General features: G+C 64.3%; 23 protein-coding genes. 11 read left to right on the top strand and 12 right to left on the bottom strand.

Features of this window, described 5'->3' with window-relative positions; genetic code table 11:
- Positions 1-15 precede the first annotated feature (15 nt).
- The 7 genes from dapB to dnaK all read right to left on the bottom strand — a co-directional run bounded on the left by dapB (position 16) and on the right by dnaK (position 6,530).
- On the bottom strand, positions 16-831 hold the full coding sequence (gene dapB / locus NEZ08_RS12110) for a 4-hydroxy-tetrahydrodipicolinate reductase (RefSeq protein WP_298107123.1): 816 nt from the start codon (positions 829-831) through the stop codon (positions 16-18).
- A 58-nt stretch (positions 832-889) separates the two neighbouring features.
- Positions 890-1,210, bottom strand: coding sequence for a DUF1330 domain-containing protein (locus tag NEZ08_RS12105; protein ID WP_298107121.1), 321 nt, complete (start codon positions 1,208-1,210; stop codon positions 890-892).
- A 14-nt stretch (positions 1,211-1,224) separates the two neighbouring features.
- Positions 1,225-1,932: an orotidine-5'-phosphate decarboxylase gene (gene pyrF / locus NEZ08_RS12100; protein ID WP_298107120.1), complete on the bottom strand. Its 708-nt coding sequence runs from the start codon at positions 1,930-1,932 to the stop codon at positions 1,225-1,227.
- 6 nt (positions 1,933-1,938) lie between these two features.
- Positions 1,939-2,517 (bottom strand): NADPH-dependent FMN reductase, encoded by a 579-nt coding sequence (locus tag NEZ08_RS12095; RefSeq protein ID WP_298107118.1) that lies wholly within the window; start codon positions 2,515-2,517, stop codon positions 1,939-1,941.
- Positions 2,518-2,564: 47 nt separating this feature from the next.
- On the bottom strand, positions 2,565-3,167 hold the full coding sequence (locus NEZ08_RS12090) for an rRNA adenine N-6-methyltransferase family protein (protein WP_298107116.1): 603 nt from the start codon (positions 3,165-3,167) through the stop codon (positions 2,565-2,567).
- Between the two features lie 185 nt (positions 3,168-3,352).
- Positions 3,353-4,480, bottom strand: coding sequence for a molecular chaperone DnaJ (dnaJ, locus tag NEZ08_RS12085; protein ID WP_298107114.1), 1,128 nt, complete (start codon positions 4,478-4,480; stop codon positions 3,353-3,355).
- A 148-nt stretch (positions 4,481-4,628) separates the two neighbouring features.
- Positions 4,629-6,530 carry a molecular chaperone DnaK gene (gene dnaK / locus NEZ08_RS12080; protein ID WP_298107112.1) on the bottom strand — a complete coding sequence of 634 codons (1,902 nt, stop codon included), beginning with the start codon at positions 6,528-6,530 and terminating at the stop codon, positions 4,629-4,631.
- A gap of 502 nt (positions 6,531-7,032) precedes the next feature.
- Between dnaK and NEZ08_RS12075 the strand changes: the two genes are divergently transcribed.
- Both NEZ08_RS12075 and pncA read left to right on the top strand, forming a co-directional pair.
- Complete coding sequence (locus NEZ08_RS12075; protein ID WP_298107110.1) at positions 7,033-7,968, top strand: hypothetical protein; 936 nt, start codon at positions 7,033-7,035, stop codon at positions 7,966-7,968.
- A gap of 132 nt (positions 7,969-8,100) precedes the next feature.
- Entirely contained in the window at positions 8,101-8,817 is a 717-nt protein-coding gene (gene pncA / locus NEZ08_RS12070) for a bifunctional nicotinamidase/pyrazinamidase (protein ID WP_298107108.1), read from the top strand.
- A gap of 219 nt (positions 8,818-9,036) precedes the next feature.
- On the opposite strand, the gene grpE is transcribed toward pncA, so the two are convergent.
- Both grpE and hrcA read right to left on the bottom strand, forming a co-directional pair.
- Positions 9,037-9,657: a nucleotide exchange factor GrpE gene (gene grpE, locus NEZ08_RS12065; RefSeq protein ID WP_298107107.1), complete on the bottom strand. Its 621-nt coding sequence runs from the start codon at positions 9,655-9,657 to the stop codon at positions 9,037-9,039.
- Between the two features lie 99 nt (positions 9,658-9,756).
- Entirely contained in the window at positions 9,757-10,845 is a 1,089-nt protein-coding gene (gene hrcA, locus NEZ08_RS12060; protein WP_298107105.1) for a heat-inducible transcriptional repressor HrcA, read from the bottom strand.
- 164 nt (positions 10,846-11,009) lie between these two features.
- On the opposite strand from hrcA, the gene rph reads away from it, so the two are divergent.
- Genes rph through hemW form a run of 3 tightly spaced genes read left to right on the top strand, consistent with a single transcriptional unit; the run spans position 11,010 to position 13,536 of the window.
- Entirely contained in the window at positions 11,010-11,723 is a 714-nt protein-coding gene (gene rph / locus NEZ08_RS12055) for a ribonuclease PH (RefSeq protein WP_298107103.1), read from the top strand.
- Between the two features lie 27 nt (positions 11,724-11,750).
- The gene (gene rdgB, locus NEZ08_RS12050; protein ID WP_298107101.1) at positions 11,751-12,380 is read left to right on the top strand and encodes an RdgB/HAM1 family non-canonical purine NTP pyrophosphatase; all 630 of its coding nucleotides are present in this window, start codon (positions 11,751-11,753) and stop codon (positions 12,378-12,380) included.
- A complete protein-coding gene (gene hemW / locus NEZ08_RS12045; protein ID WP_298107099.1) occupies positions 12,373-13,536 on the top strand; it encodes a radical SAM family heme chaperone HemW in 1,164 nt (387 codons plus the stop codon). The genes rdgB and hemW overlap by 8 nt, the downstream gene beginning before the upstream one ends.
- Before the next feature lie 65 nt (positions 13,537-13,601).
- On the opposite strand, the gene NEZ08_RS12040 is transcribed toward hemW, so the two are convergent.
- Positions 13,602-14,801, bottom strand: coding sequence for a penicillin-binding protein activator (locus NEZ08_RS12040; RefSeq protein ID WP_298107191.1), 1,200 nt, complete (start codon positions 14,799-14,801; stop codon positions 13,602-13,604).
- Positions 14,802-15,120: 319 nt separating this feature from the next.
- On the opposite strand from NEZ08_RS12040, the gene rsmI reads away from it, so the two are divergent.
- From rsmI to NEZ08_RS12020, 4 genes are all read left to right on the top strand, one after another.
- Positions 15,121-16,074: a 16S rRNA (cytidine(1402)-2'-O)-methyltransferase gene (gene rsmI / locus NEZ08_RS12035; RefSeq protein WP_298107097.1), complete on the top strand. Its 954-nt coding sequence runs from the start codon at positions 15,121-15,123 to the stop codon at positions 16,072-16,074.
- The gene (locus tag NEZ08_RS12030) at positions 16,064-16,459 is read left to right on the top strand and encodes a YraN family protein (RefSeq protein ID WP_298107096.1); all 396 of its coding nucleotides are present in this window, start codon (positions 16,064-16,066) and stop codon (positions 16,457-16,459) included. The genes rsmI and NEZ08_RS12030 overlap by 11 nt, the downstream gene beginning before the upstream one ends.
- Before the next feature lie 31 nt (positions 16,460-16,490).
- Positions 16,491-17,441 carry a glutathione synthase gene (gene gshB, locus NEZ08_RS12025; RefSeq protein WP_298107095.1) on the top strand — a complete coding sequence of 317 codons (951 nt, stop codon included), beginning with the start codon at positions 16,491-16,493 and terminating at the stop codon, positions 17,439-17,441.
- Between the two features lie 155 nt (positions 17,442-17,596).
- The gene (locus NEZ08_RS12020; RefSeq protein WP_298107093.1) at positions 17,597-18,364 is read left to right on the top strand and encodes an outer membrane protein; all 768 of its coding nucleotides are present in this window, start codon (positions 17,597-17,599) and stop codon (positions 18,362-18,364) included.
- A gap of 108 nt (positions 18,365-18,472) precedes the next feature.
- On the opposite strand, the gene NEZ08_RS12015 is transcribed toward NEZ08_RS12020, so the two are convergent.
- Both NEZ08_RS12015 and NEZ08_RS12010 read right to left on the bottom strand, forming a co-directional pair.
- Positions 18,473-18,907 carry a cupin domain-containing protein gene (locus tag NEZ08_RS12015; protein ID WP_298107091.1) on the bottom strand — a complete coding sequence of 145 codons (435 nt, stop codon included), beginning with the start codon at positions 18,905-18,907 and terminating at the stop codon, positions 18,473-18,475.
- 196 nt (positions 18,908-19,103) lie between these two features.
- Positions 19,104-20,096: an alpha/beta hydrolase gene (locus NEZ08_RS12010; RefSeq protein ID WP_298107089.1), complete on the bottom strand. Its 993-nt coding sequence runs from the start codon at positions 20,094-20,096 to the stop codon at positions 19,104-19,106.
- A 299-nt stretch (positions 20,097-20,395) separates the two neighbouring features.
- Here NEZ08_RS12010 and NEZ08_RS12005 point away from each other — a divergent pair, with 299 nt between their 5' ends.
- Both NEZ08_RS12005 and NEZ08_RS12000 read left to right on the top strand, forming a co-directional pair.
- Complete coding sequence (locus NEZ08_RS12005) at positions 20,396-20,797, top strand: DNA-directed RNA polymerase subunit N (RefSeq protein ID WP_298107088.1); 402 nt, start codon at positions 20,396-20,398, stop codon at positions 20,795-20,797.
- 269 nt (positions 20,798-21,066) lie between these two features.
- Positions 21,067-22,472: YifB family Mg chelatase-like AAA ATPase (locus tag NEZ08_RS12000; RefSeq protein WP_298107087.1), on the top strand; the 1,406-nt coding region annotated here is incomplete at its 3' end.

Genomic DNA, 22,472 nt, shown 5'->3' with positions numbered 1-22,472 from the left:
TCCGTTTTGAACCGATCAGAAATTTTGCAGCCCGAGCACGTCGGCCATGGTGTAGAGCCCGGGCTTCTTGTCGCGCGCCCACAGCGCCGCCTTCACCGCGCCATGGGCGAAGATCACGCGGTCCTCGGCATGATGCGACAATACGAGGCGTTCGGACGGGCCGGAAAAGAACACACTGTGGTCGCCGGCCGCGGTGCCTCCGCGCAGCGACGCAAAGCCGATGTCGCCGGTCCGCCGCGGGCCCGTTTCGCCGTCACGTCCCCGCGCCGAATGCCCTTCGAGCGTGATGCCCCGGCCGCTGGCGGCGGCTTCGCCCAGCATCAGCGCGGTGCCCGAAGGTGCATCGATCTTGCCTTTATGGTGCATTTCCAGAATCTCGATATCGAAACTTGCATCGAGCGATTGCGCGACGCGCTTGACCAACGCGGCGAGCAGGTTGATGCCGAGACTCATATTGCCGGACTTCACGACCGTGGCGCGCGAGGTCACGCTCTTGATCACAGCATCGTCGGACGCCGACAGCCCGGTCGTGCCGATCACATGAACGAGGCCACGCTGGGCGGCGATCGCGACATTGGCGATGGTCGCCCCAGGCACGGTGAAATCGAGAATGCCGTCGGCATTGGCCGACATCGACCACAGGTCGGCCGACAGCTTGACGCCGTTGGCAGGCAGGCCTGCGAGCTGGCCGGCGTCCTGGCCGAGCAGTTCCGAGCCCGGCGCCTCCAGCGCACCGGCCAGCACCGCTCCCGTGGTCTCGGCAATCACGCGCGTCAGCGCCCGGCCCATCCGGCCGCCGGCCCCCGCAACGATCAAGCGCATTTCGGACATCGCAACACCTCTCCCGCCCTATTAGCGGGCCCAGGCGGCAACGGCAACCAACCAGGCTCTAACCGCCCGGTTCCAGCGAGGGCTGCGGGCCATCATAGCCCTCGATGATCACGAGATCGCCCTCCGAATGCGGCTTGCGCAAAGCGACAAGGCGGACGTATTCCGGCGAGTTGTAGCAGGCGATGGCGGTGTCATAGTCCTTGAACTCGATCACCACGTTGCGGGTGCGGGCGGAGCCCTCCTTGGAGACATGCCGGCCGCCGCGCACCAGAAACTTGCCGCCATATTTCGCGAAGACCGGGCCGTTCTGCGCGACATATTCCTTGTATCCTTCAGGGTTGTGCACGTCGATGCGCGCGATCCAGTATCCCTTTGCCATGTCGGGTCTCCTTGCTAGTTGAGCGCCTGGCCGATCTCGGCCTGAATGGCGTCGGCGACGGCCTTCGGCTCCGCCGCTTGCATGATGGGCCGCCCGACCACGAGATAGTCTGCGCCGAGCTTGATCGCGCGCGAGGGCGTCATGATGCGTTTCTGGTCGCCGGCGGCCGAACCTGCTGGCCGGATGCCCGGCGTCACCAGGCTCATCTGATCGCCGACGATGGCGCGCACCGCCGCGACCTCCTCGGGTGAACATACCAGACCGTCGATGCCAATCGCCTTGGCCTGACGGGCACGGATCGCGACGAGATCAGCGACCGTATGCCGGTAGCCGGCAGCTTCCATGTCCGCCTGGTCGTAGGAAGTGAGTACGGTCACCGCGAGAATCTTGAGCCCCGAATTGCCGCGGCCCTCGACCGCTGCCTGCATTGTCTGCGGGTAGGCGTGGACCGTGACAAACGTTGCACCGAGCGATGAAAGACTTTCGATGCCGCTTTTCACGGTATTGCCGATGTCATGCAATTTGACATCGATGAAGACCTTCTTGCCGGCGGCGCGGAGCTTTTGCGCCAGCGGAAGTCCGCCGGCATAAACCAGCTGGTAGCCGATCTTGTAGAACGTCACGCTGTCGCCGAGACGCTCGATCATCGCCTCCGCCGGCTCAAGGGCCGGCAAATCCAGCGAAACAATCAGCCGGTCTTTGGGCGAGATGGACGATGGCATGTGACCTCACATCAGGCGTTGGGAGACGTCGATCAGTTGCCGCACCATGAGCGCCAACGCTTCGATATCGGGCGGCTTCTTCAGCCGGTCCATATCGTCATAGGCGTCATTGGCGAAGGCAAGCGCGAGCTGGTTGGGAACGACCAGCGCATGGCAGGCAGACAGGATCAGCCGCAAGGCGGCCAGCGCCCGGGCTCCCCCGAGCCGGCTATGCGAAGCGCTGGCCAAGGCAAAAGCGCGGTTGCGAAACACCTGACCGCGGGTTTCATGCGGATCCTGGACGCGGCTGACCCAGTCGATGGCGTTCTTCAGCAGCGGTGGTACGGAAGAATTGTATTCCGGCGTCACGAGCAGGACGCCGTGATGGGCGCCGATCATGCGTTTGAGATCGACGGCGTGCTTCGGTACGCCCGATTTCGTTTGCAGGTCGCCGTCATAGATCGGCAGCGGAAAATCGCCGAGTGAGAGTCTTGTCACTTCTGCACCGGCCTGCGCGAACTGATGCGCGGCAATGGCCGCAAGTTTCGCGTTGAGCGAGCCGGTCCGCAGCGAGCCGGGAATCACCAGGATTTTCAGCGCAGCCATGATTTCAATCGGTTCGGTCGAGCCATCCATACCGAACCGTGGATGGCCTAGCCTTTGCGATACACCCAGACACGGGCGGGTGGAAGGTTCATCCAGATGCGCTCGGAAGCCTCGGTGGAAACGCCGGGCAGCGATTTCGGGATCGGCGGGGCTACCGAATAGGTGAACTGGACGAAGGGCGCTTTCGGCGCGAGCGCGAGGAAAGCATCGCGGATCAGCCGCAGGCGGATCTGCATCGGCTTGGTCACCAGCGGCAGGCCCGACACCACCGCGGAGGCCGGCACATCCAGCGCCTCGCGCAGCGCGTCGCGCAGCCGATAGGCATCGGCCTGCACCACCTTGGCCTGCGGATAACGTTCGCGCAGCAGCGCGCAGAAGCCAGGATTGTATTCGACCAGGACCAGCCGCTTCTGCTCGACGCCGCGCTCGATCAGCGCGTTGGTGATCGCGCCGGTGCCCGGTCCGAGTTCGACCACCGGACCTTGCGACTCGACATCGACATACTGGGCCATGGTGCGCGCGAGCAATTTGCCCGACGGCATCACCGCTCCCATGTGAAGCGGCTTCTCAATCCACGAGCGAAGAAAACGAACCTCGTCATCGAGACGGAGGGGTTTTTTCAGCGCGCGCGCGGACGATTGCAATGGCATGTCGCTACCAGGCGGGACCGCTCTCGCGGAGGTGTCAGAAAATAGTCACAAAGACGTATAGGTACGCAGCGATCCGGTCAAGCAAAACGCGCCCCTGGGCGCGCGGTCCAGAACATGTCAGCATCGCAACAAGACGCTGCACTCGTTATTGTTTTGCGCGCTCATAAGCAACACCAGCCTGTTGTTCACGTGCTGGCGCGGGTACCGAAAAAGTCCTTGACCTTCGCAAAGAACCCCGCAGCTTCGGGTTGGGTTGCACCGGAGGACAATTTTTCGAACTCGGCGAGCAATTCCTGCTGCTTCTTGGTCAGATTCTGCGGCGTCTCGACCACGACCTGGACATACATGTCGCCGCTTTGGCGCGAGCGCAGCACCGGCATGCCCTTTGATGCAATGCGGAAGCGGCGGCCCGACTGGGTTCCCGAAGGTATTTTCACCTTGGTCTTGCCCTTGTCGATCGTCGGCACCTCGAACTCTCCGCCAAGTGCTGCGGTCACCATCGAGATCGGCACCCGGCAATGCAGGTCGGCGCCGTCGCGCTGGAAGAATTCGTGCGGCGTCAGCGACAGGAAAATATAGAGATCGCCTGGAGGTCCGCCGCGCAGGCCAGCCTCGCCCTCGCCTGCCAGACGAATGCGCGTCCCGTCCTCGACGCCTTGCGGAATGTTGACCGACAGCGTCCGCTCGCGCGTGACCCGGCCCGTGCCGGAGCAGGACGGACAGGCATCCTCGATCATCTGGCCGCGGCCCTGGCAGCCCGGGCAGGTCCGCTCCAGCGTGAAGAAGCCCTGTGCCTGGCGTACGCGGCCCGCGCCACCGCACATGCTGCAGGTCTTCGGCTTGGTGCCGGCCTTGGCGCCAATGCCCGAGCAGGCTTCGCAGGTGACTGAAACCGGAATCTCGATCTGCGCGGTCTTGCCTTGGAAGGCTTCTTCGAGCGAGATCTCCATATTGTAGCGCAGATCGGCGCCGCGCTCGCGGCCGCCGCGCGAGCGCTGGCTCGCCATGCCGAACAGGTCTTCGAAAATATCGGAGAAGGAGGAGGCGAAACCGGCGCCGAAGCCCGCACCGCCGCCGTGGCCCTGCTCGAAGGCGGCATGGCCGAACCGGTCATAGGCGGCGCGCTTCTCGCCGTCCTTCAGGACCTCGTAGGCTTCGTTGATTTCCTTGAACTTGATTTCGCTTTGAGCGTCGCCGGGATTGCGATCCGGATGCCATTTCATGGCAAGCTTGCGAAAGGCGGCCTTGAGCTTGGTTTCGTCCGCGCCTCGGTCGACTTCAAGGGTTTCGTAGTAGCAACGCTTGGTAGACATCCGTCAGACCCGCCCGAAGTTCTTCCTCATCCCGAAGGAGTGCCGCCGCTCACAATGCCGCTTGCGGCTTAACGAAAAAATAACCCCCACCCTTTCGAGACGCCACTTTGCGTGCTCGTAAGAATGGGGGTCATCGTCGGCTCGCTCTTTAAGCAGATTTCTTGTTGTTCTTGTCGTCGTCGACTTCGGTGAATTCCGCATCGACAACGTCGTCCTTCGCAGCATCCTTGGCCGCATCGCTTTCGGCCTGCTGCTTGTACATGGCCTCGCCGAGTTTCATCGAGGCTTGCGCTAGCGTATTGCTCTTGGCCTTGATCGCTTCGGCATCATCGCCCTTCAGCGCTTCCTTCAGGTCACTGACCGCATCCTCGATGGCGCGCCGTTCGGTATCCGCAATCTTCGAGCCATGCTCGGCAAGCGCCTTCTCGGTGGAATGCACCAGCGCGTCGGCGTGGTTCTTGGCGTCGACCGCCTCGCGGCGCTTCTTGTCCTCGGCCGCATTGGCTTCGGCGTCCTTGACCATCTTGTCGATGTCGGCTTCCGAAAGACCACCCGATGCCTGGATGCGGATCTGCTGTTCCTTGCCCGTCGCCTTGTCCTTGGCGGACACGTTGACGATGCCGTTGGCGTCGATGTCGAACGTAACCTCGATCTGTGGCATGCCGCGCGGCGCCGGCGGAATGCCCATCAGGTCGAACTGCCCGAGTATCTTGTTGTCGGCCGCCATTTCCCGCTCGCCCTGGAAAACGCGGATGGTGACCGCATTCTGGTTGTCCTCGGCGGTCGAGAACACCTGGCTCTTCTTGGTCGGGATCGTGGTGTTGCGGTCGATGATGCGGGTGAATACGCCGCCAAGCGTCTCGATGCCGAGCGACAGCGGCGTGACGTCGAGCAGCAGCACATCCTTGACGTCGCCTTGCAGCACGCCGGCCTGGATCGCGGCGCCGATCGCCACGACTTCGTCCGGGTTGACTCCCTTGTGCGGCTCCTTGCCGAACAATTGCTTCACGACTTCCTGCACCTTCGGCATGCGGGTCATGCCGCCGACCAGCACCACTTCGCCGATCTCGCCGGCAGTGAGGCCCGCATCCTTCAAAGCCTTGCGGCAGGGCTCGATGGTCTTCTGCACGAGGTCATCGACCAGCGCCTCGAACTTGGCGCGCGTCAGCTTCATGGTCAAATGCTTCGGTCCGGTCTGATCGGCCGTGATGAAGGGCAGATTGATTTCGGTCTGCGTCGTCGACGACAATTCGATCTTGGCCTTTTCGGCGGCCTCTTTCAGCCGCTGCAGGGCCAGCTTGTCGTTGCGCAGGTTGATGCCCTGCTCCTTCTGGAATTCGTCGGCAAGATAACCGACCAGCCGCATGTCGAAGTCTTCGCCGCCGAGGAAGGTGTCGCCGTTGGTCGACTTCACCTCGAACACGCCGTCGCCGATCTCGAGAATCGAGATATCGAACGTACCGCCGCCGAGGTCGTACACCGCAATGGTGCCGGACTTGGTCTTGTCGAGACCATAGGCGAGCGCCGCCGCGGTCGGCTCGTTGATGATGCGCAGCACTTCAAGGCCCGCGATCTTGCCGGCATCCTTGGTGGCCTGGCGCTGGGCGTCGTTGAAGTAAGCGGGAACCGTGATAACGGCCTGATCGACCTTCTGGCCGAGATGGGCCTCGGCGGTCTCCTTCATCTTCTGCAGGATGAAGGCGGAAATCTGCGAAGGCGAGTAGGTCTTGCCGTCGGCTTCGACCCAGGCATCGCCGTTGGATGCCTTAACGATCTTGTAGGGGACGAGCTTCTTGTCCTTTTCCACCATCGGATCGTCGTAGCGACGACCAACCAGACGCTTCACCGCAAAGAAGGTCCGCTCGGGATTGGTCACTGCCTGGCGCTTGGCCGGCTGGCCGACGAGGCGCTCGCCATCGTCGCTAAAGGCGACGATTGACGGGGTCGTCCGCATGCCCTCGGCGTTTTCGATAACTTTAGCGTTTTTGCCATCCATGACGGCGACACACGAATTCGTGGTGCCGAGATCGATCCCGATGACCTTTCCCATGGTCCTACATCCTTCTTTCTGCGGCAGGTCGGCTAAGGCCCTGACGGCGCCCTGATCCGGACCCCCAACGATCAAAAACTCGCGATATTGCGACGGTGAGCCTCATATAGGAGGGGGCGTATGCCCTGCAAGGAGGCGGACGCAACCTTCGTCCGCAAAAGCCGGCAACGTTTAAAGATAGTTTCGAGGCGAGGCTATGATCGGGCGGCGCCGGGGCAAGACCGGGAAACCCCGGTCCCTCAGGGCGCCGATGCCGCTGTCGCAGGCCCGGCAAAACCGCTAAAAGGCCGCCCGGGCCGGGAGGCATTCGGCCCTCCGTGGCGGTTCAGAAGCCGGTATCACCGCTGCCGCGGCAATCGCCGAAGATTTTGAACCCAAGCCAAACGGGATCAATGGGTTTTTAGTGTTCTATCGATTCCGAAGTTCGTAAACGAGGGGGCCGCATAATGATACGAGCCGCCCATCATCAGACGGCCGCAACCATCATCCGAGAAAATCGCCGATGACCTATCTCCGACTGCTTTCTGCGCTTGCCTGGCTCACCGTCACCACGGGTGGCGCATTCGCTGCCGACCAGGTTTTCCCGACGGGTGCCCGGATCGGAATGACCCCGCTGGTGGGTCTCGTCCCCGCCAAGACCTTCACCGGCTTTGAGACCGAAGACCAGAGCGTCAAGGTGCTGATCGCGGAGTTGCCGGCGGCCGCCTATGGCGAGGTGATGAACACATTCAAGAACAATCCGGCGATCGCCTCCGTCAAGCCGGAGAGCCTCGAGACCGCTGCCGGAACCGCCTACTACACCGTCGACAACGCCAAGAACACGTCCGGCGTCATTCGCCACTATTCGATGATCCTCTCGGGCGGCACCTTCTCCGGCTATGTCGACGTCCAGGTGCCCGAGAACGCGACCAAGATCTACAGCGACGATGCGGTTCGCCAGATGCTGGCCTCGGCCGTGATCCGCAAGGAGGTTCCGGTCAACGAGCAGCTCTCCCTGATGCCGTTCAAGGTGGGCAACCTTGGCGACTTCAAGAACGTTCGCGCGCTCGGGGCGACCGGTGCGCTGCTGCTCGCCGACGGCGATGAGACCAAGGGCTTTGAGGCCGCGCCCTTCATGGTGATCGGGCTGATGGCGTCAGCGCCCTCCGAGCCCGAGGACCGCGCCCGTTTTGCCGATCAGGCCGCACGCGCCATTCCCGGCCTGCACACCGGGCACATCACCATGTCCGAGCCGGTTCGCATCGAGAGCATGGCCGGTTATGAAACGCGGATCGACGGCACCAGCGGCCGGGACAATACCCCGGTCACCGTGGTGCAGTGGATGCGCTTCGGCGGCCAAGGCGCCATGCGCGTGATCGGCAGCGCGCCGCGCGATCAATGGGAGAAGGCCTTTCCGCGGTTCCGTGCGGTCCGCGACAGCATTGCGCCGCGCTCGTAGAGGGCTCAGCCGAACTTATATGGCCGGGGAGTGGTCTCACAGCGCGTACAGTCAGGCTCGCCGCTTCTTTGATCTTCCCAGGCCGGCCTGATTTGCTAGCATCGCACCTTCAGATGCAGGTGGAGGTGCGGCATGATGGATCGACGAAAGACGCTCGCAGCATTAGGGAGCCTGGCCATGACGGCGATTGCCTCGCGTCCGGTTTCGGCGGCGACCCCGATCAAGGTCGACGATGCATCGGCGCTGCTTGTCATCGACGTGCAAAACTGTTTCCTGCCAGGCGGCAGCCTTGCGGTGAAGGACGGCGATCAGGTCATCCCGGTCATCAACCGCCTCGCCAGAGGATTTGCCAATGTCGTGATGACGCAGGACTGGCACACCCCCGGCCACGTCTCGTTCGCTTCCTCTCATGCCGGCAAGAAGCCGTTCGAGACGATTGATCTGGCCTACGGCAAGCAGGTGCTGTGGCCCGATCACTGCGTGCAGGGAACGGATGGCGCATCGCTGTCGAAGGATCTGTCGATCCCTCAGGCCGAACTCATCGTCCGCAAAGGCTATCACAAGGACGTCGACAGCTACTCGGCCTTCACCGAGGCCGACGGCAAGACCACGACAGGCCTTGCCGCCTGGCTCAAGGCGCGCAAGCTGCAACGGCTGTTCATCGCAGGATTGGCCACCGATTTCTGCGTGGCGTGGACGGCGCTGGATGCGCGCAAGGCCGGCTTTGATGCTTTCGTGGTCGAAGACGCCTGCCGCGGCATCGACACCCACGGCTCGCTTGCGAAAGCCTGGGCGGACATGGAAAAAGTCGGCGTCAAGCGAATCCAGTCGAGCGATATCGCGGTATAAGGAAAGCTCCCCCTAATCCGGCAGAACGCGCTCGGCGGCGCGGCTCGAGCTGGCCGCGCCGGTGCCTCATGGCTCTCCCGGCGATGCAAGGCATCGTCCGGAACGGCGCGTCGTTTGATCTTACACCGTTCGCCACGGGCCTTCGCTCGGCCTCTTCGTGTGCCCGCGCGTCCTCGCCGTGAGGGTCAAGAGGCCCGTGAGGGTCAAGAGGCCTAAGAATCAAGCTCCGCCATTCGGCTCGTTTCCGTTAGCCGGCGCGGCCGTCTTCGCACCGCCCTTCGAAACGCCGACAAGGGCCGGCCGCAGCACCCGTTCGCCGATCATGTAGCCGGCCTGGACCACCTGCACCACGGTGCCCGCAGGCACGGACGGATCGGGAACCTCGTACATCGCCTGCTGGAAATTCGGATTGAATTTCTCGCCGGTGGGGTCAAATTTCTTGACGCCGTTCTTCTCCAGCGCATTGAGCAGCGAGCGCTCGGTCAACACCACGCCCTCGATCAGCGTCTTCAGCATCGGATCGGCCAATTCGCGCGTCTCCACCGGCACGGCATCGAGCGCGCGCTGGAGATTGTCGGCGATGTCGAGCACGTCACGCGCGAAACCCGTAATGCCATAAGAGCGCGCATCGGACACTTCCTTGGCGGTCCGCTTGCGCAGATTTTCCATCTCGGCGAGCGTGCGCAGCATCTTGTCGCGCCATTCCGCGGCTTCCTTGGCGAGCGCCTCCGCCGATCCCGGCTCGGGATCATCCGGCATGATATAGGGCTTGGAAACCACGGGCTCCGCGGCCTGCTCGGGATCGGCCGAATTGTCGTTTTGCCCGTTGGGATCGGTCATGCGACTACCTTTTCGAAATCGTCTTTTGGCTAACTTGAGCGGATTGATGGGCCGGATATCGTGCTTTAGCCGCTGAAAATCAAGCGCCCCGACCGCCGATCAGCCGCCCAGGAGGCGGCTGACGATCCGCGCCGCATAATCGACGGTCGGAATCACGCGGGCATAATTGAGCCGGGTCGGCCCGATCACCCCGAGCACGCCGACGATCTTGCCGGCAGCGTCCCGATAGGGCGCGATGATGGTCGACGAACCGGATAGCGAGAACAGCTTGTTCTCCGATCCGATGAAGATCCGCATGCCCTCGGCGCTCTCGGCCCGGCCCAGCAGATCGATGACGCCGCGCTTGGTTTCCAGATCGTCGAACAGCAGGCGGACGCGCTCGAGGTCTTCGAGCGCGTGAAGATCTTCGAGCAGATTGGCGTGACCGCGCACGATCAGCTGCCGGTCCTCGTTTTCGCCGCCGGACCAGCTGGCGACGCCCGCCGCAATCACCTTCTGCGTCAATTGATCGAGCTCGGCGCGAGCCTGCACCAGCGCGGTTTCCAGTTCGAGCCGCGCTTCGGCCAGCGTACGTCCCCTGATCCGCGCATTGAGGAAATTGGTGGCTTCGGTCAGCGCCGACGACGGTACGCCCGGCGGCAAGCTGAGGACGCGGTTTTCAACCTGGCCATCCTCGCTGACCAGCACGACCAGCGCCCGCTCCGGCTCCAGCCGCACGAATTCGATATGCTTGAGGCGCGAATTGGATTTGCCGGTCAAAACCACGGCGGCGGCGCGTGTCAGCCCGGAGAGCCGGGTCAGCGCCTCGCCGAGCACGGCTTCCACCGGCTGGGCCCGGCCGACGGCGGAAAGCTGGGTCTGAATCGATTGCCGTTCGGCTTCGGTGAGATCGCCGACCTGCATCAACGCATCGACGAAAAACCGCAAGCCGGCTTCGGTCGGCAGCCGGCCGGCCGAGGTGTGCGGCGCATAGATCAGCCCGAGCGCTTCGAGGTCGGCCATGACGTTGCGCACCGAGGCCGGCGACAGTGGAACCGCGATCAGGCGCGAAATGTTGCGCGAGCCGACTGGCTCGCCGGTGGCAAGATAACTTTCGACGATCTGGCGAAAAATCTCCCGCGAGCGCTCGTTGAGCTGGGCAAGCCCGCTATGCGACGGGATCAGCCCGATCGGTTCGTGGTGGGCCAAGATCGAAACTCCCGGTAGTCCGATTCCAACAAACTCCCCCGCTGCTGATTTTCCTTATCTAGTGGCTCGGTGGCAAGCATGCAGCAGGAAAAGCCTTGCCGCGCCGCAAACGCCCTCCTACAAGCACGCCGAAGGCCCTGATTGGTTAATTTCGGAGGATTTTCATGCGTCCAAGCCGCCGTGCGCCGGATGAATTGCGCGCCGTGTCGCTGGAACGCGGCGTGGTCAAATATGCCGAAGGGTCTTGCCTCGTGAAGTTCGGCGACACCCATGTCCTGGTGACGGCCACGCTGGAAGAACGCCTGCCGCCGTGGCTGAAGGGCCAGGGCCGCGGCTGGGTGACGGCTGAATACGGCATGCTGCCACGGGCCACCCTGGAGCGCACCCGGCGCGAGGCGTCGAGCGGCAAGCAGAGCGGCCGCACCGTAGAAATCCAGCGGCTGATCGGCCGCTCGCTGCGAGCCACCATCGACCTGGAAGCGCTCGGCGAGCGCCAGATCACGGTCGACTGCGACGTGCTGCAGGCCGACGGCGGAACGCGCACGGCCTCCATCACCGGCGCCTGGGTCGCGCTCGCCGACTGCATCTCCTGGATGAAGGCGCGCAACATGATCAAGACCGACGTGCTGCGCGACCATGTCGCCGCAATCTCCTGCGGCATCTATAACGGCACGCCGGTACTCGACCTCGACTATGCTGAGGATTCGACCGCCGAGACTGACGCCAATTTCGTGATGACCGGCGACGGGCGCCTCGTCGAGGTGCAGGGCACCGCCGAGAAGACACCGTTCTCGCAAAACGAGTTCCTGGCGCTGATGGCGCTCGCGCAGAAGGGCGTCGCCCGACTGGTGGACTTGCAGAAGATGGCGGTGGGATGACCCCACTCATTTCAATGAGCTGAAGATATGCCCCGTCGCATCAGTGGCCAGCTTGTGATCGCGACCCACAATCCCGGCAAGCTTGCCGAGATGCGCGAATTGCTTGCGCCTTATGGCATCACGGCGATTTCGGCGGCAGAACTCAATCTCGACGAACCGGAAGAGACCGGCAGCAGCTTTGCAGCCAATGCGAGGATCAAGGCGGTGGCGGCAGCGACCGCGGCAAAGCTTCCCGCTTTTGCCGACGACTCCGGCCTTGTGGTCGACGCGCTCGACGGCGCTCCCGGGATTTATTCGGCGCGCTGGGCCGGCCCGGCCAAGGATTTCAACGCCGCGATGACCAGAATCGAACGGCTCCTGATCGAACGCGGCGCTAGCGAGCGCGGCAGGCGCAACGCGCATTTCGTCTCCGCGCTCTGCGCCGCCTGGCCCGACGGGCACGTCGAGGAAGTCGAGGCGCGCGTCGACGGAACTCTCGTCTGGCCGCCGCGCGGCGGTGCCGGCTTCGGCTACGATCCGATGTTTTTGCCCGAGGGCCATGACCGCACGTTCGGCGAGATGACTTCGGTCGAAAAGCACGGGCTGCCGCCGCTCGGCATGGGGCTCTCACATCGGGCACGCGCTTTCGTCAAGCTGGCGGAGCGCTGCCTTGGTTAGCACGGCGAGCAAGAAAGAGGCGTTCGGCGTTTACGTGCACTGGCCGTTTTGCCTGTCGAAGTGCCCGTATTGCGATTTCAACAGCCACGTCCGCCACGCTGCGATCGACGAGGATCGCTTTGCGCGCGCCCTTGCCCGCGAGATCGAAACAACCGCGACGCGCGTGCCCGGGCGTGAGGTGACGTCGATCTTTCTCGGCGGCGGCACGCCGTCCCTGATGCAGCCGGCGACGGTGGCTGCGGTGCTCGATGCCATCGGCAGACACTGGCACGTGGCGGCGGATGCCGAAGTGACGCTGGAGGCCAACCCGACCAGCGTTGAAGCCACCCGCTTTGCGGGCTACCGCTCAGCCGGCGTCAACCGCGTCTCGCTCGGCGTTCAGGCGCTGGACGATGCATCGCTGAAAACGCTCGGACGGTTGCACAGCGCCCGCGAGGCGCTGGATGCGGTCGCCATCGCGCGCCGCACCTTCGAACGCTATTCGTTCGACCTGATCTATGCGCGCCCCGACCAGACGGCGGAAGCATGGCGCAGCGAATTGAAGCTCGCGATTGCGGAAGCCGCCGAGCACCTGTCGCTGTATCAACTGACGATCGAGGAAGGCACGCCGTTTTTCGGCCTGCATGCGGCCGGCAAGCTCAGGACGCCGGACGAATCCCTGGCGCGTGACCTCTACGACGTGACGCAGGAGGTCTGCGATCACCACGGGCTGAACGCCTACGAAATCTCCAACCACGCACGCAGCGGCGCCGAATGCCGGCACAATCTCCTCTACTGGCGCGGCCACGAATATGCGGGAATTGGTCCCGGCGCCCACGGTCGGCTCGACATCGACGGCATCCGCCACGCCACCGCGACCGAAAAGCGCCCGGAAGCATGGCTAATGCGGGTCGAGTCCAGCGGGCATGGCGTCGTCGTCGATGACGTCCTCAACAGCGAGGAGCGCGCCGACGAATTCCTGCTGATGGGATTGCGCCTCGCCGAGGGCATCGATCCGCGCCGCTATCAGGCCTTGGCCGGCCGGCCGCTCGATCCGCGCCGGATCGCGCTGTTGCGCGAACAGGGGGCGATTGCCGTCGACAGCCAGGGCAGGCTGCGGGTGACGCAGGCGGGCTTTCCAGTCCTCGATGCGGTGGTCGCGGATCTCGCGGCTTAGAGTCTTCGGTTTGACGCGTTTTCTTGAACGCAAACCGTAGCCTGTTCAGTCGAAAAACGCTTTGCTTACGCCCCGAAGCTGCGCGGCGAGCCGGCAACCGCGACCGGTCCTTTCGACGTGACGCGCATCACCGCAAGGCCGCGCTCGTTGGTGCCGTCGGCGCGGAAACGGAACAGCCCGTCGATGCCGGCAAAACCGGACGAATTCTGCAACACCTCGGTCGTGAAGCGCTTGCCACCCTGGGTGCGCGACAGCGCCGCGGTCAGTGCGACGGCGTCATAGGCAAGCGTTGCGGTTCGCACCGGCTCGCTGCCATATTTGTTCTTGTAGCGCGTGGCGAAGGAGCGGAAGCCGGCCGGATCCGGCGCCGCGTACAGGCCGCCCTCCAGCGCTGACGTTCCGAACACGCGCGGATTGTCCCAGAGCCCGGTGCCGAGCAATTGCACCTTCTGCAGGTTGGCGCCGCCCGCAACCAGCGCATCGGCCACCTGCGCGACGGCATCGCCATCGTCGGCCAAAAGCAGCGCGTCGGCGCTGGGCAGGGAGCCTGCGACGTTGTGCGCCACCGTGGCGCGATCGGCGCCGTATTTCTCAAACACGATGACGCGAGCACCGCGCTTCGCCACCGCCTGCTTGAAGGCGGCCTCGACCACGTTGCCATAGGCGTTCTCGGGCAGCATCGCCGCGAACGAACGTTTGCCGGTAGCGCCGGCATATTCGATGATCCGGTTGACGTCGGACTCGGGGAGGAAGCTCAGCAGATAGACGCCGCGGCTCGCGACGCTCGAGTCGGTCGAGAATGCGATCACCGAAACGCCGCGCCCCCGCGCCACCTGCGCGACCGGCGGCACGGAAGCGGCAAACAGCGGCCCGAGGATGATCTCCGCGCCTTCGTCGAGCGCCTGCTGGGCGGCCTGCTGCGCGCCCTGCGGCGAGCCGGCATCGTCCTTGATCAGGAGCTGAAGGTTGGGATTGAGGAACTCGGCCAGCGCCATTTCGGCGGCGTTGCGCATCGAGATTGCGGCAAGTCCGGCATTGCCGCCCGCCGACAGCGGCAGGATCATGCCGACCTTGACGTTGCCATTGCCGACCGCGACCGGGCCCTGCGGCGCGCCGGCCGGAGGCGGCGCCGACGATGAGCTGAACGGGTTGGGAACGGAAAACTGGCTGATGCTTTGCTGCACGCTCGAGCACGCGCCGAGCAGCGGCGCGGCCGCGATCAGCCCGAGCGCCGTGCGCCGGCTGGTCGAGAAGGTCGACGTCAGCGGTTTGTCGACGCCCGGCTTCTCGGCTCCGGCCGTGTCGGTTTCAAGCTTGGGATCGAACGCACCCACCGTCACTTCTCTTTCTTGTCCGGTCTCACAAAGGCCGGGACTTCGCCCCATCAGGAAGGGTGGAATCAGGCATATTGTCGGCGAATAGTTAACTGAAATAAAAGGATTTTACCCTTCCTCACGCCCAACCAGTTGCAGACTCCACCTTTTCGCACGCGAAAGCGGCCTGCTTCTCCCGAATCTGTCTGGTCCTGATCTGACCGGCGCGAACCCCTCGCCGTGGTGCGCGCGCTCCCTTAAGATCGTCATTATGCGCCCAAAAGCGGTTTCCACCAATCCATCCAATGTCTCAGAAACCCCAAACGCGCGGAACTATACCGTCGCCGGCACGACGCTGGCCGCACCGAAGGCGGCAAGCGGGCTTTATCTGGTCGCCACCCCGATCGGCAACCTCGGCGATATCACGTTGCGGGCATTGGAGACGCTCGCCGGCGTCGACCTCATCGCCTGCGAGGACACAAGGATCACCCGCCGTCTTACCGAGCGCTATGGCATAGCCGCGCGGCTGATCCCCTATCATGAGCACAATGCCGCCGAGATGCGGCCGAAAATCCTCGCGCAGCTCGCGGCTGGCGCTGCGATCGCGCTGGTCTCCGACGCCGGAACGCCGTTGATTTCCGATCCCGGCTTCAAGCTGGTGCGCGAGGCCTGCGCCGCCGGCCACCGCGTGACCGCGCTGCCGGGCCCCTCCTCCGTGCTGGCGGCGCTGTCGGTCGCGGCGTTGCCGACCGACCGTTTTTTCTTCGAAGGATTTCTGCCGCCGAAACAAGCCGCGCGCCGCGCCCGCCTCACCGAGCTTGCGCGGCTCGATGCAACCCTGGTGCTCTTCGAATCCGGCAGCCGCGTGCAGGACGCGCTCTCCGACCTCGCTGCCATCATGGGCGCGCGAAGCGCCGCGATCTGCCGCGAGATGACCAAGCTGCATGAGCAGATCAGCCGCGGCACGCTTGCTGGATTGGCGCAGTCGGCGGCGACGCTGGAGACGCGCGGCGAATTCGTGCTGGTGATCGCACCCGCCGCCGAAGGCAGCCAGGCGATGACGACGGAAGAAGTCGATGCGCTGCTGCGCGATCGGCTGGCGCGCGACAGCGTCAAGGATGCGGTCGCTCATGCGGTGGAAGTGTCCGGGCGGCCGCGCCGCGAGCTCTATGCCCGCGCGCTTGAACTCGCCAAGCAGAACGAAAAGCAGGCGCATGGCGACTGACAAGGGCGAACCCAGGCCAGCTTCACCGGCGCGCGTGGCAGCCTTCCGCACGGGCCTGTCGGCGGAAGCGCGCGCCGCGGCGTTCCTGATCGCCAAGGGCTACCGCATCCTCGCCAAGCGCTTCCGCACGCCGCACGGCGAGATCGATCTCGTGGCGAGGCGGCGCAGCACCATCGCCTTTGTCGAGGTCAAGGCGCGCGACAACCTCGACGATGCGGCCTATGCGGTGACGCCGCGCCAGCAGGCGCGCATCATCGCTGCCGCGCAAATCTGGCTGATGGCGCATCCCGAACATGACGGCTATGATCTGCGCTTCGACGCCATGTTGATTGCGCCGCGCCGCCTGCCGCACCATGTGATGGCGGCCTTCGATGCGAGCCCTTGAACAACAACCCGAAAGAGCTGACGGACCCGCCATGAAACTGAACGTCGCCGTCCAGATGGACCCGATCGCGCGCATCAACATAGCCGGCGATTCCACTTTCGCGCTGCTCCTGGAGGCGCAAAGGCGCGGGCACGGGTTGTCCTATTACACGCCCGACAAGCTGTCCCAACGCGGCGCGGACGTGGTGGCGCCGGTGCAGGCGCTGACCGTGCGCGACGAGGCGGGCGACCACTTCACGCTCGGCGAGCCGCGGCGGGAGCATCTGTCGGCGTTCGACGTGATCTTGCTGCGCCAGGACCCGCCGTTCGATCTTGCCTACGTCACCTCGACGCATCTCCTGGAGCGGCTGCTACCGACGACGCTGGTGGTGAACGATCCGGCCTCCGTGCGCAATGCGCCGGAAAAGCTGTTCGTGATGGATTTTCCGCAGCTGATGCCGCCGACGCTGATCTCGCGCGATCTCACCGAGATCAACGCCTTTCGCGACGAGCACGGCGCCGTGGTGATGAAGCCGCTGCACGGCCATGGCGGCGCGGCGGTGTTTCGCATCATGCCGCAGGACATGAACTTCGGCTCGCTGTTCGACATGTTCTCCGTGACCTTCAAGGAGCCTTGGGTGATCCAGCGCTTCCTGCCCAAGGTGAAACACGGCGACAAACGCATCATCCTTGTCGACGGCGAATTCGCCGGCGCGGTCAACCGCGTGCCGGCCGCCGACGATCTGCGCTCCAACATGGTGCGCGGCGGCGCCGCGAAGGCGACCGACCTCACCGACCGCGAACGCGAGATCTGCACCACGCTGGGACCCGCTTTACGCGCGCGCGGACTGCTGTTCGTCGGCATCGACGTGATCGACGGCAATCTCACCGAGATCAACGTGACCTCGCCGACCGGCATTCGTGCCATTTCCCGTCTCGGCGGGCCGGACATCGCCGCCAGGATCTGGGACGTGATCGAGACGAAGCGCGGCCAAAAGGCCTGACGTCATGGCGTCTGCAGTATGCGTGCAGGTCGTGGCGCTGGACGCCGTCTCGCGGCGGTTTTCCTGCGTGACTGTTGCCGATGAGAGACTGTGTGGCCGCCTTAAACGTGGAATCATGTCGGAATAATTCGACAAATGCATTGCGGAGGCATGTCATGAAAACCCTTTGGGTTGGCGCGTTCGCGCTTCTGGCAAGCGGAGCCGCTCCGGCGATGGCGGCCGATATCCCGCTCAAGGCACTTCCGCCGGCTGCCGAGGCTGCCTTTAACTGGAGCGGATTTTACGCCGGCCTGAACGGCGGCGGGGCCTGGCAGGACCGGCGTCCCGACATCACGCTGAGCAATAATTTCGGCATTCAGCTTACGACCACCGGTTTAAAAGGGTCGGGAGGATTCGGTGGCGTGCAGGCGGGTTACAACTGGCAACAGGGGCCGATCGTCGTTGGCATCGAAACGGATTTCCAGGGCTCGGCAATCAAGGACTCCTTTGTTCGGCTCCTCGACCCCTTTGGTGACCAGCTCGCTGCGTCCCGCGACCTCGATTATTTCGGGACCACGCGGGTCCGCGTTGGCGCTGCGTTCAATCAGTTCCTGATCTACGGAACGGTCGGTGCGGCCTATGCCCACGTCACGAACACCGAACTCGTGACCAACATCAATACGCCCGGATCAGCCGCGAATCTGGCGAACAGCAGCATGAAATTGGGAGTGGCTGCCGGCGCCGGGATCGAATACGCGATCAACCGCTCATGGTCGGTCAAGGTCGAAGACCTCTGGACGGGCATTCCCGGCGAGACCCTTTCCGCGCCGGTTGTCCCTCCGAGCGGCATCATCATCTCGAGCTCGCGTCTGACGGATGACTTTCAACTCCTGCGCGTCGGCGTGAACTACAGAATCGGCGAACCCGCCGCCACGAGGTATTGATCGTCGCCTGACTGTTTCAAGCGAAAAGGCCCCGGCATCGTCCGGGGCCCTTTTTGTCGGGCTGGCGCTTGTCGAGTGGCGGCTATGAGGTCGAAGGCCGCTTTGAGCTCATTTGACGACGCCAGCCAGCCGCTCCGCCAGTTCCTGGTCGAGCTCCGGCAACAGCACGATGCCGTCCTGGTCGCTGCCGGATGAATGCACGACGATCCACGTGCATGGCTTGCCGCTCTCGTTGCGCGGCGCGTGCGGAATATTGGCGTCGCAGAAGCATTGTTCGCCCTGCTTCACTTCCACCCTGTTCTCCAGGTGATCGCCGTAATAGACCGTGCATTCGCCCTCGAGCATGTAGGCGATCGTTTCAATATCCAGGTGGAAATGCGCCTTCGCGGTCGCGCCCGGCGGCATCGGCATCACGTTCATGCAGATCTTCTGGGCACCCACCGTCTCGGCTGACGCGCCTGCCCCATACACAATGCCCTGCTTGCCGAGATAGGTCTGGCCCGGCTTGATGAGCGCAAAGCCGTCGGATGGGCGTGTGGTCATCGGATCCCCTCGTCGCCTTGTTTGATTGCGTCATGCTAGAGCGTTTTCGAGCGGAGTGGAAACCGGTTTGCGCGAAGAAAACGCGTCGAAACAACAATCCGAAGCTCATCTCGCCAAGAATCCCCTCCCCGATGCGCGGCTCGGGATGCCTGGTCTTTTCCGCCCCTGACGTCGGGATGGAATCACGGCGCCTCCTTCAAGCCGGTATCGGCGCGACATCCTCGCCGGCCAGGAAATCGATGCTCTCGCGCCACAGCGCGAACCGCATCGTTTCCAGATGCATCAGATGCGTACCGCGGCCGATCTTGATGTCGCGCTTGCTGGCGGCATGGATGAAGGCGTCGAACAGCCAGCGCGCATCTTCATCCGGCAGCAGGCCATCCCATTCGCCGCGGATGATCGCGACGGGACAGCGCACCGCGGCGGGGTCATAGGCCAGGCGGCCATGCCACGCCTTGATGATTTCGGAAAAGGGCCCGAGCGGAGTTTGCACGCCCGAGGGATCGCGCAAGCGGCTTTCGGGATCGCTGTCGAGATAGCGCTGTCCCCATTCCTCGAAGTGAATGCGCGAGAGCACCGGCGGTTCATGCGCCGGCACGTCCTCGACGAACCGGCTCCACTGGTCCTCAAGCGTCACTATGCGCCAGGCCGGAAACGCGGCGGGCTGCTCGTAGCGGCGCGGCGGTCGGCGCGCGATCGGCGCGAACAGCACGAGACGATCGATCAGCGCCGGGTGCTTGGCCGCGAACAGGCTTGCCGGCATCGAGCCCCAGGAATGGGAGATCAGCGACAGCCTGTCGAGATTCTGGTGGCCAAGGATGAAGCGGACCGCGACCGCTACCTGTTCCACCGCATCTTCCGCCACGCAGAGCGGAGCATTGCCGGCCGCCGGCTGGTCCATCTCCGGGTAACGGTCGGAATGTCCGAAGCCGTAAAAGTCCAGCGCCCACACGTCGAAGCCTGCGTCATTGAGCGCATCGCGCCAGGATCTTCCGTCAAAGCGATGTGCGATCGACAGCGCCGAGGGAAACGTCGCGCCATGGATGTACAGCACCGCGCGGCGCGGCCGAGGTTCAGGTCGTGGCGACGGCAGGAATCTCAGAAACAGGGACAGGCCCTGGCGCGGGCCCGGAAAGCGAAAATGCTGCTCACGGGAATCGAGTTTCACCGCGGACGAAAAGTCGACCATTCGAATCCCTCCTAAATGAACCGGTGGCGGGCGACTGCCATTCGTCATGCCCTGCCGTACCGCTCACGCCTTCCAACCAACCCTGTCTAAGGCAGGTTTCTCCGTCTCGTTTCCGTCGCGGTCGAACCGTGCACGCTTGGGTTCCCGGCTTGCGGGATCGTCGCGGCGTATCCGCACCAGGCGCTCGACGCGAAGGCGTCCAATTCTAGTCACAATGGTTGGGTGACTGGTGACGGGGTAGAGACTCGCCGTGATCAGGCTTGTCACCATCCGATGGTGGACAAGCGGGGGATTTTAAAATGAAGAAACAGACGATCGGCCTGGCCTTTGCCCTTGCACTGCTGTCAACGGCTGCGACGGCCCAGGAACGCGCTGGCGATGCTGTGCTCGGCGCGGTTTCGGGAGCCGTCGTGCTTGGGCCGGTCGGCGCCGTGGCCGGTGCGTTTGTCGGTTATGCGGCCGGACCATCGATTGCGAGTTCCTGGGGATTGCGGCGACCGAGCCACCGCCGATACGCCCGCAGGCCCGCAACGGCGGAGCCAACCGCGATGTCAGGCGACTACCGGTCCGCGCCACGAACCCGTGCGGATGTTGCAGCGGTCGCATCGGCCCCGCCTGCGCCACCGCCGTCCCCCGCTCCGGCGCCGGCCCCTGCTATGGCGCATACATCGGCCATGCCGCCGGTGCAGCCGCTGGAATAACGCTGGCGCGGGATTGATTCGGCGGGCTGTCCTCATTTTCGTTTAAACGATCCGCGCGCGATCAGGCGCATTCGCCGTCGCGCATGGGCGGCCCGGCATCACGTTAGTGCAGATGTTTTGCGCACCGACGTCTCTTCGACGCGACCCGCCTTTCTTGTCTTTCGCGTCCGGTTCGTTAACACCGATTCCATCGCATTCGATATAGTTTGTTCTACTAATGTTCTTGATTGGCCACTCGCGTTCCGCTACCCTTCCTCGCGGAGGGGCTGATGGTCCAGCGGGTTTCAACCGTCGCGTTTGAGGGGATCGAGGCCCGCGCCGTCGACGTGCAGGTGCAGGTCGCCCCGGGTCTGCCGGCCTTTGCCATCGTCGGCCTGCCCGACAAGGCGGTGTCCGAGGCGCGCGAAAGAGTTCGTTCGGCGCTGATCGCCTCCGGCCTCGCTCTGCCCGCGCGCCGCATCACCGTCAACCTCGCGCCGGCCGACCTGCCGAAGGAGGGCAGCCATTACGATCTCCCCATTGCGCTGGGATTGATGGCGGCGATCGGCGCGATCCCGCCGGATGCGCTTTCAGGTTTCACCGTGCTCGGCGAACTCGGCCTCGACGGCTCGATTGCGCCGGTTGCGGGCGTCTTGCCGGCCGCGATCGGCGCGAACTCGCGCGAGGAAGGCCTGATCTGCCCGGCGGCCTGCGGCGCCGAAGCCGCCTGGGCGAGCCCGGACATCCAGATCGTGGCGGCAAATTCGCTGATTCAACTGGCCAATCATTTTCGCGGGAGCCAGGTGCTGTCGCGGCCGACGCCGAAGGTGCACGAGGCCTCGCCAGGCCAGCTCGACCTGCGCGACATCAAGGGCCAGGAGAGCGCCAAGCGCGCGCTCGAAATCGCCGCAGCCGGCGGGCATCATTTGCTGATGATGGGAAGCCCCGGCGCGGGCAAGTCGATGCTCGCCGCGCGACTGCCTTCGATTTTGCCGCCGCTGTCGCCGTCCGAACTGCTGGAAGTATCGATGATCGCGTCGGTCGCGGGCGAAATCCGCGACGGCGCCTTGACGGCGCAACGGCCGTTCCGCAGCCCCCATCATTCAGCGAGCATGGCGGCGCTCACGGGTGGAGGGTTGCGCGCCCGGCCCGGTGAAATCTCGCTCAGCCACCACGGCGTGCTGTTTCTCGACGAATTGCCGGAGTTCGATCCGCGCGTGCTCGATTCGCTGCGCCAGCCGCTCGAAAACGGCACCGTCGCGGTGTCGCGCGCCAACCATCGCGTCACCTATCCGGCGCGCTTCATGCTGGTCGCCGCCATGAACCCCTGCCGCTGCGGCCATGCGTTCGAGCCCGGCTTCTCGTGCAGGCGCAACCGCATCGAGCGCTGCACCGCCGATTACCAGGCGCGCATCTCCGGTCCGCTGATGGACCGCATCGATCTGCGCATCGAAGTGCCGGCGGTCTCTGCAGCCGATTTGATCTTGCCGCCGCCGGCGGAAGGCTCGAAAGAGGTCGCCACGCGCGTCGCGGCGGCGCGCGACATTCAGGCCGCGCGTTATGCCGCGCTTGGCCTGGCGAATGTTCGCACCAATGCGGAGGCCCCTAGCGCCGTGCTGGAGACGATCGCGCAAACCGATAGCGCCGGCACCAAGCTCTTGCGGGAGGCGTCCGAGTCCATGCGGCTCTCGGCGCG

The sequence above is a fragment of the Bradyrhizobium sp. genome (assembly GCF_027451485.1).
GTDB lineage: Bacteria > Pseudomonadota > Alphaproteobacteria > Rhizobiales > Xanthobacteraceae > Bradyrhizobium.
The sequence above is the reverse complement of the archived record's forward strand: the minus strand, read 5'-3'. Positions and strand labels throughout refer to the sequence as shown.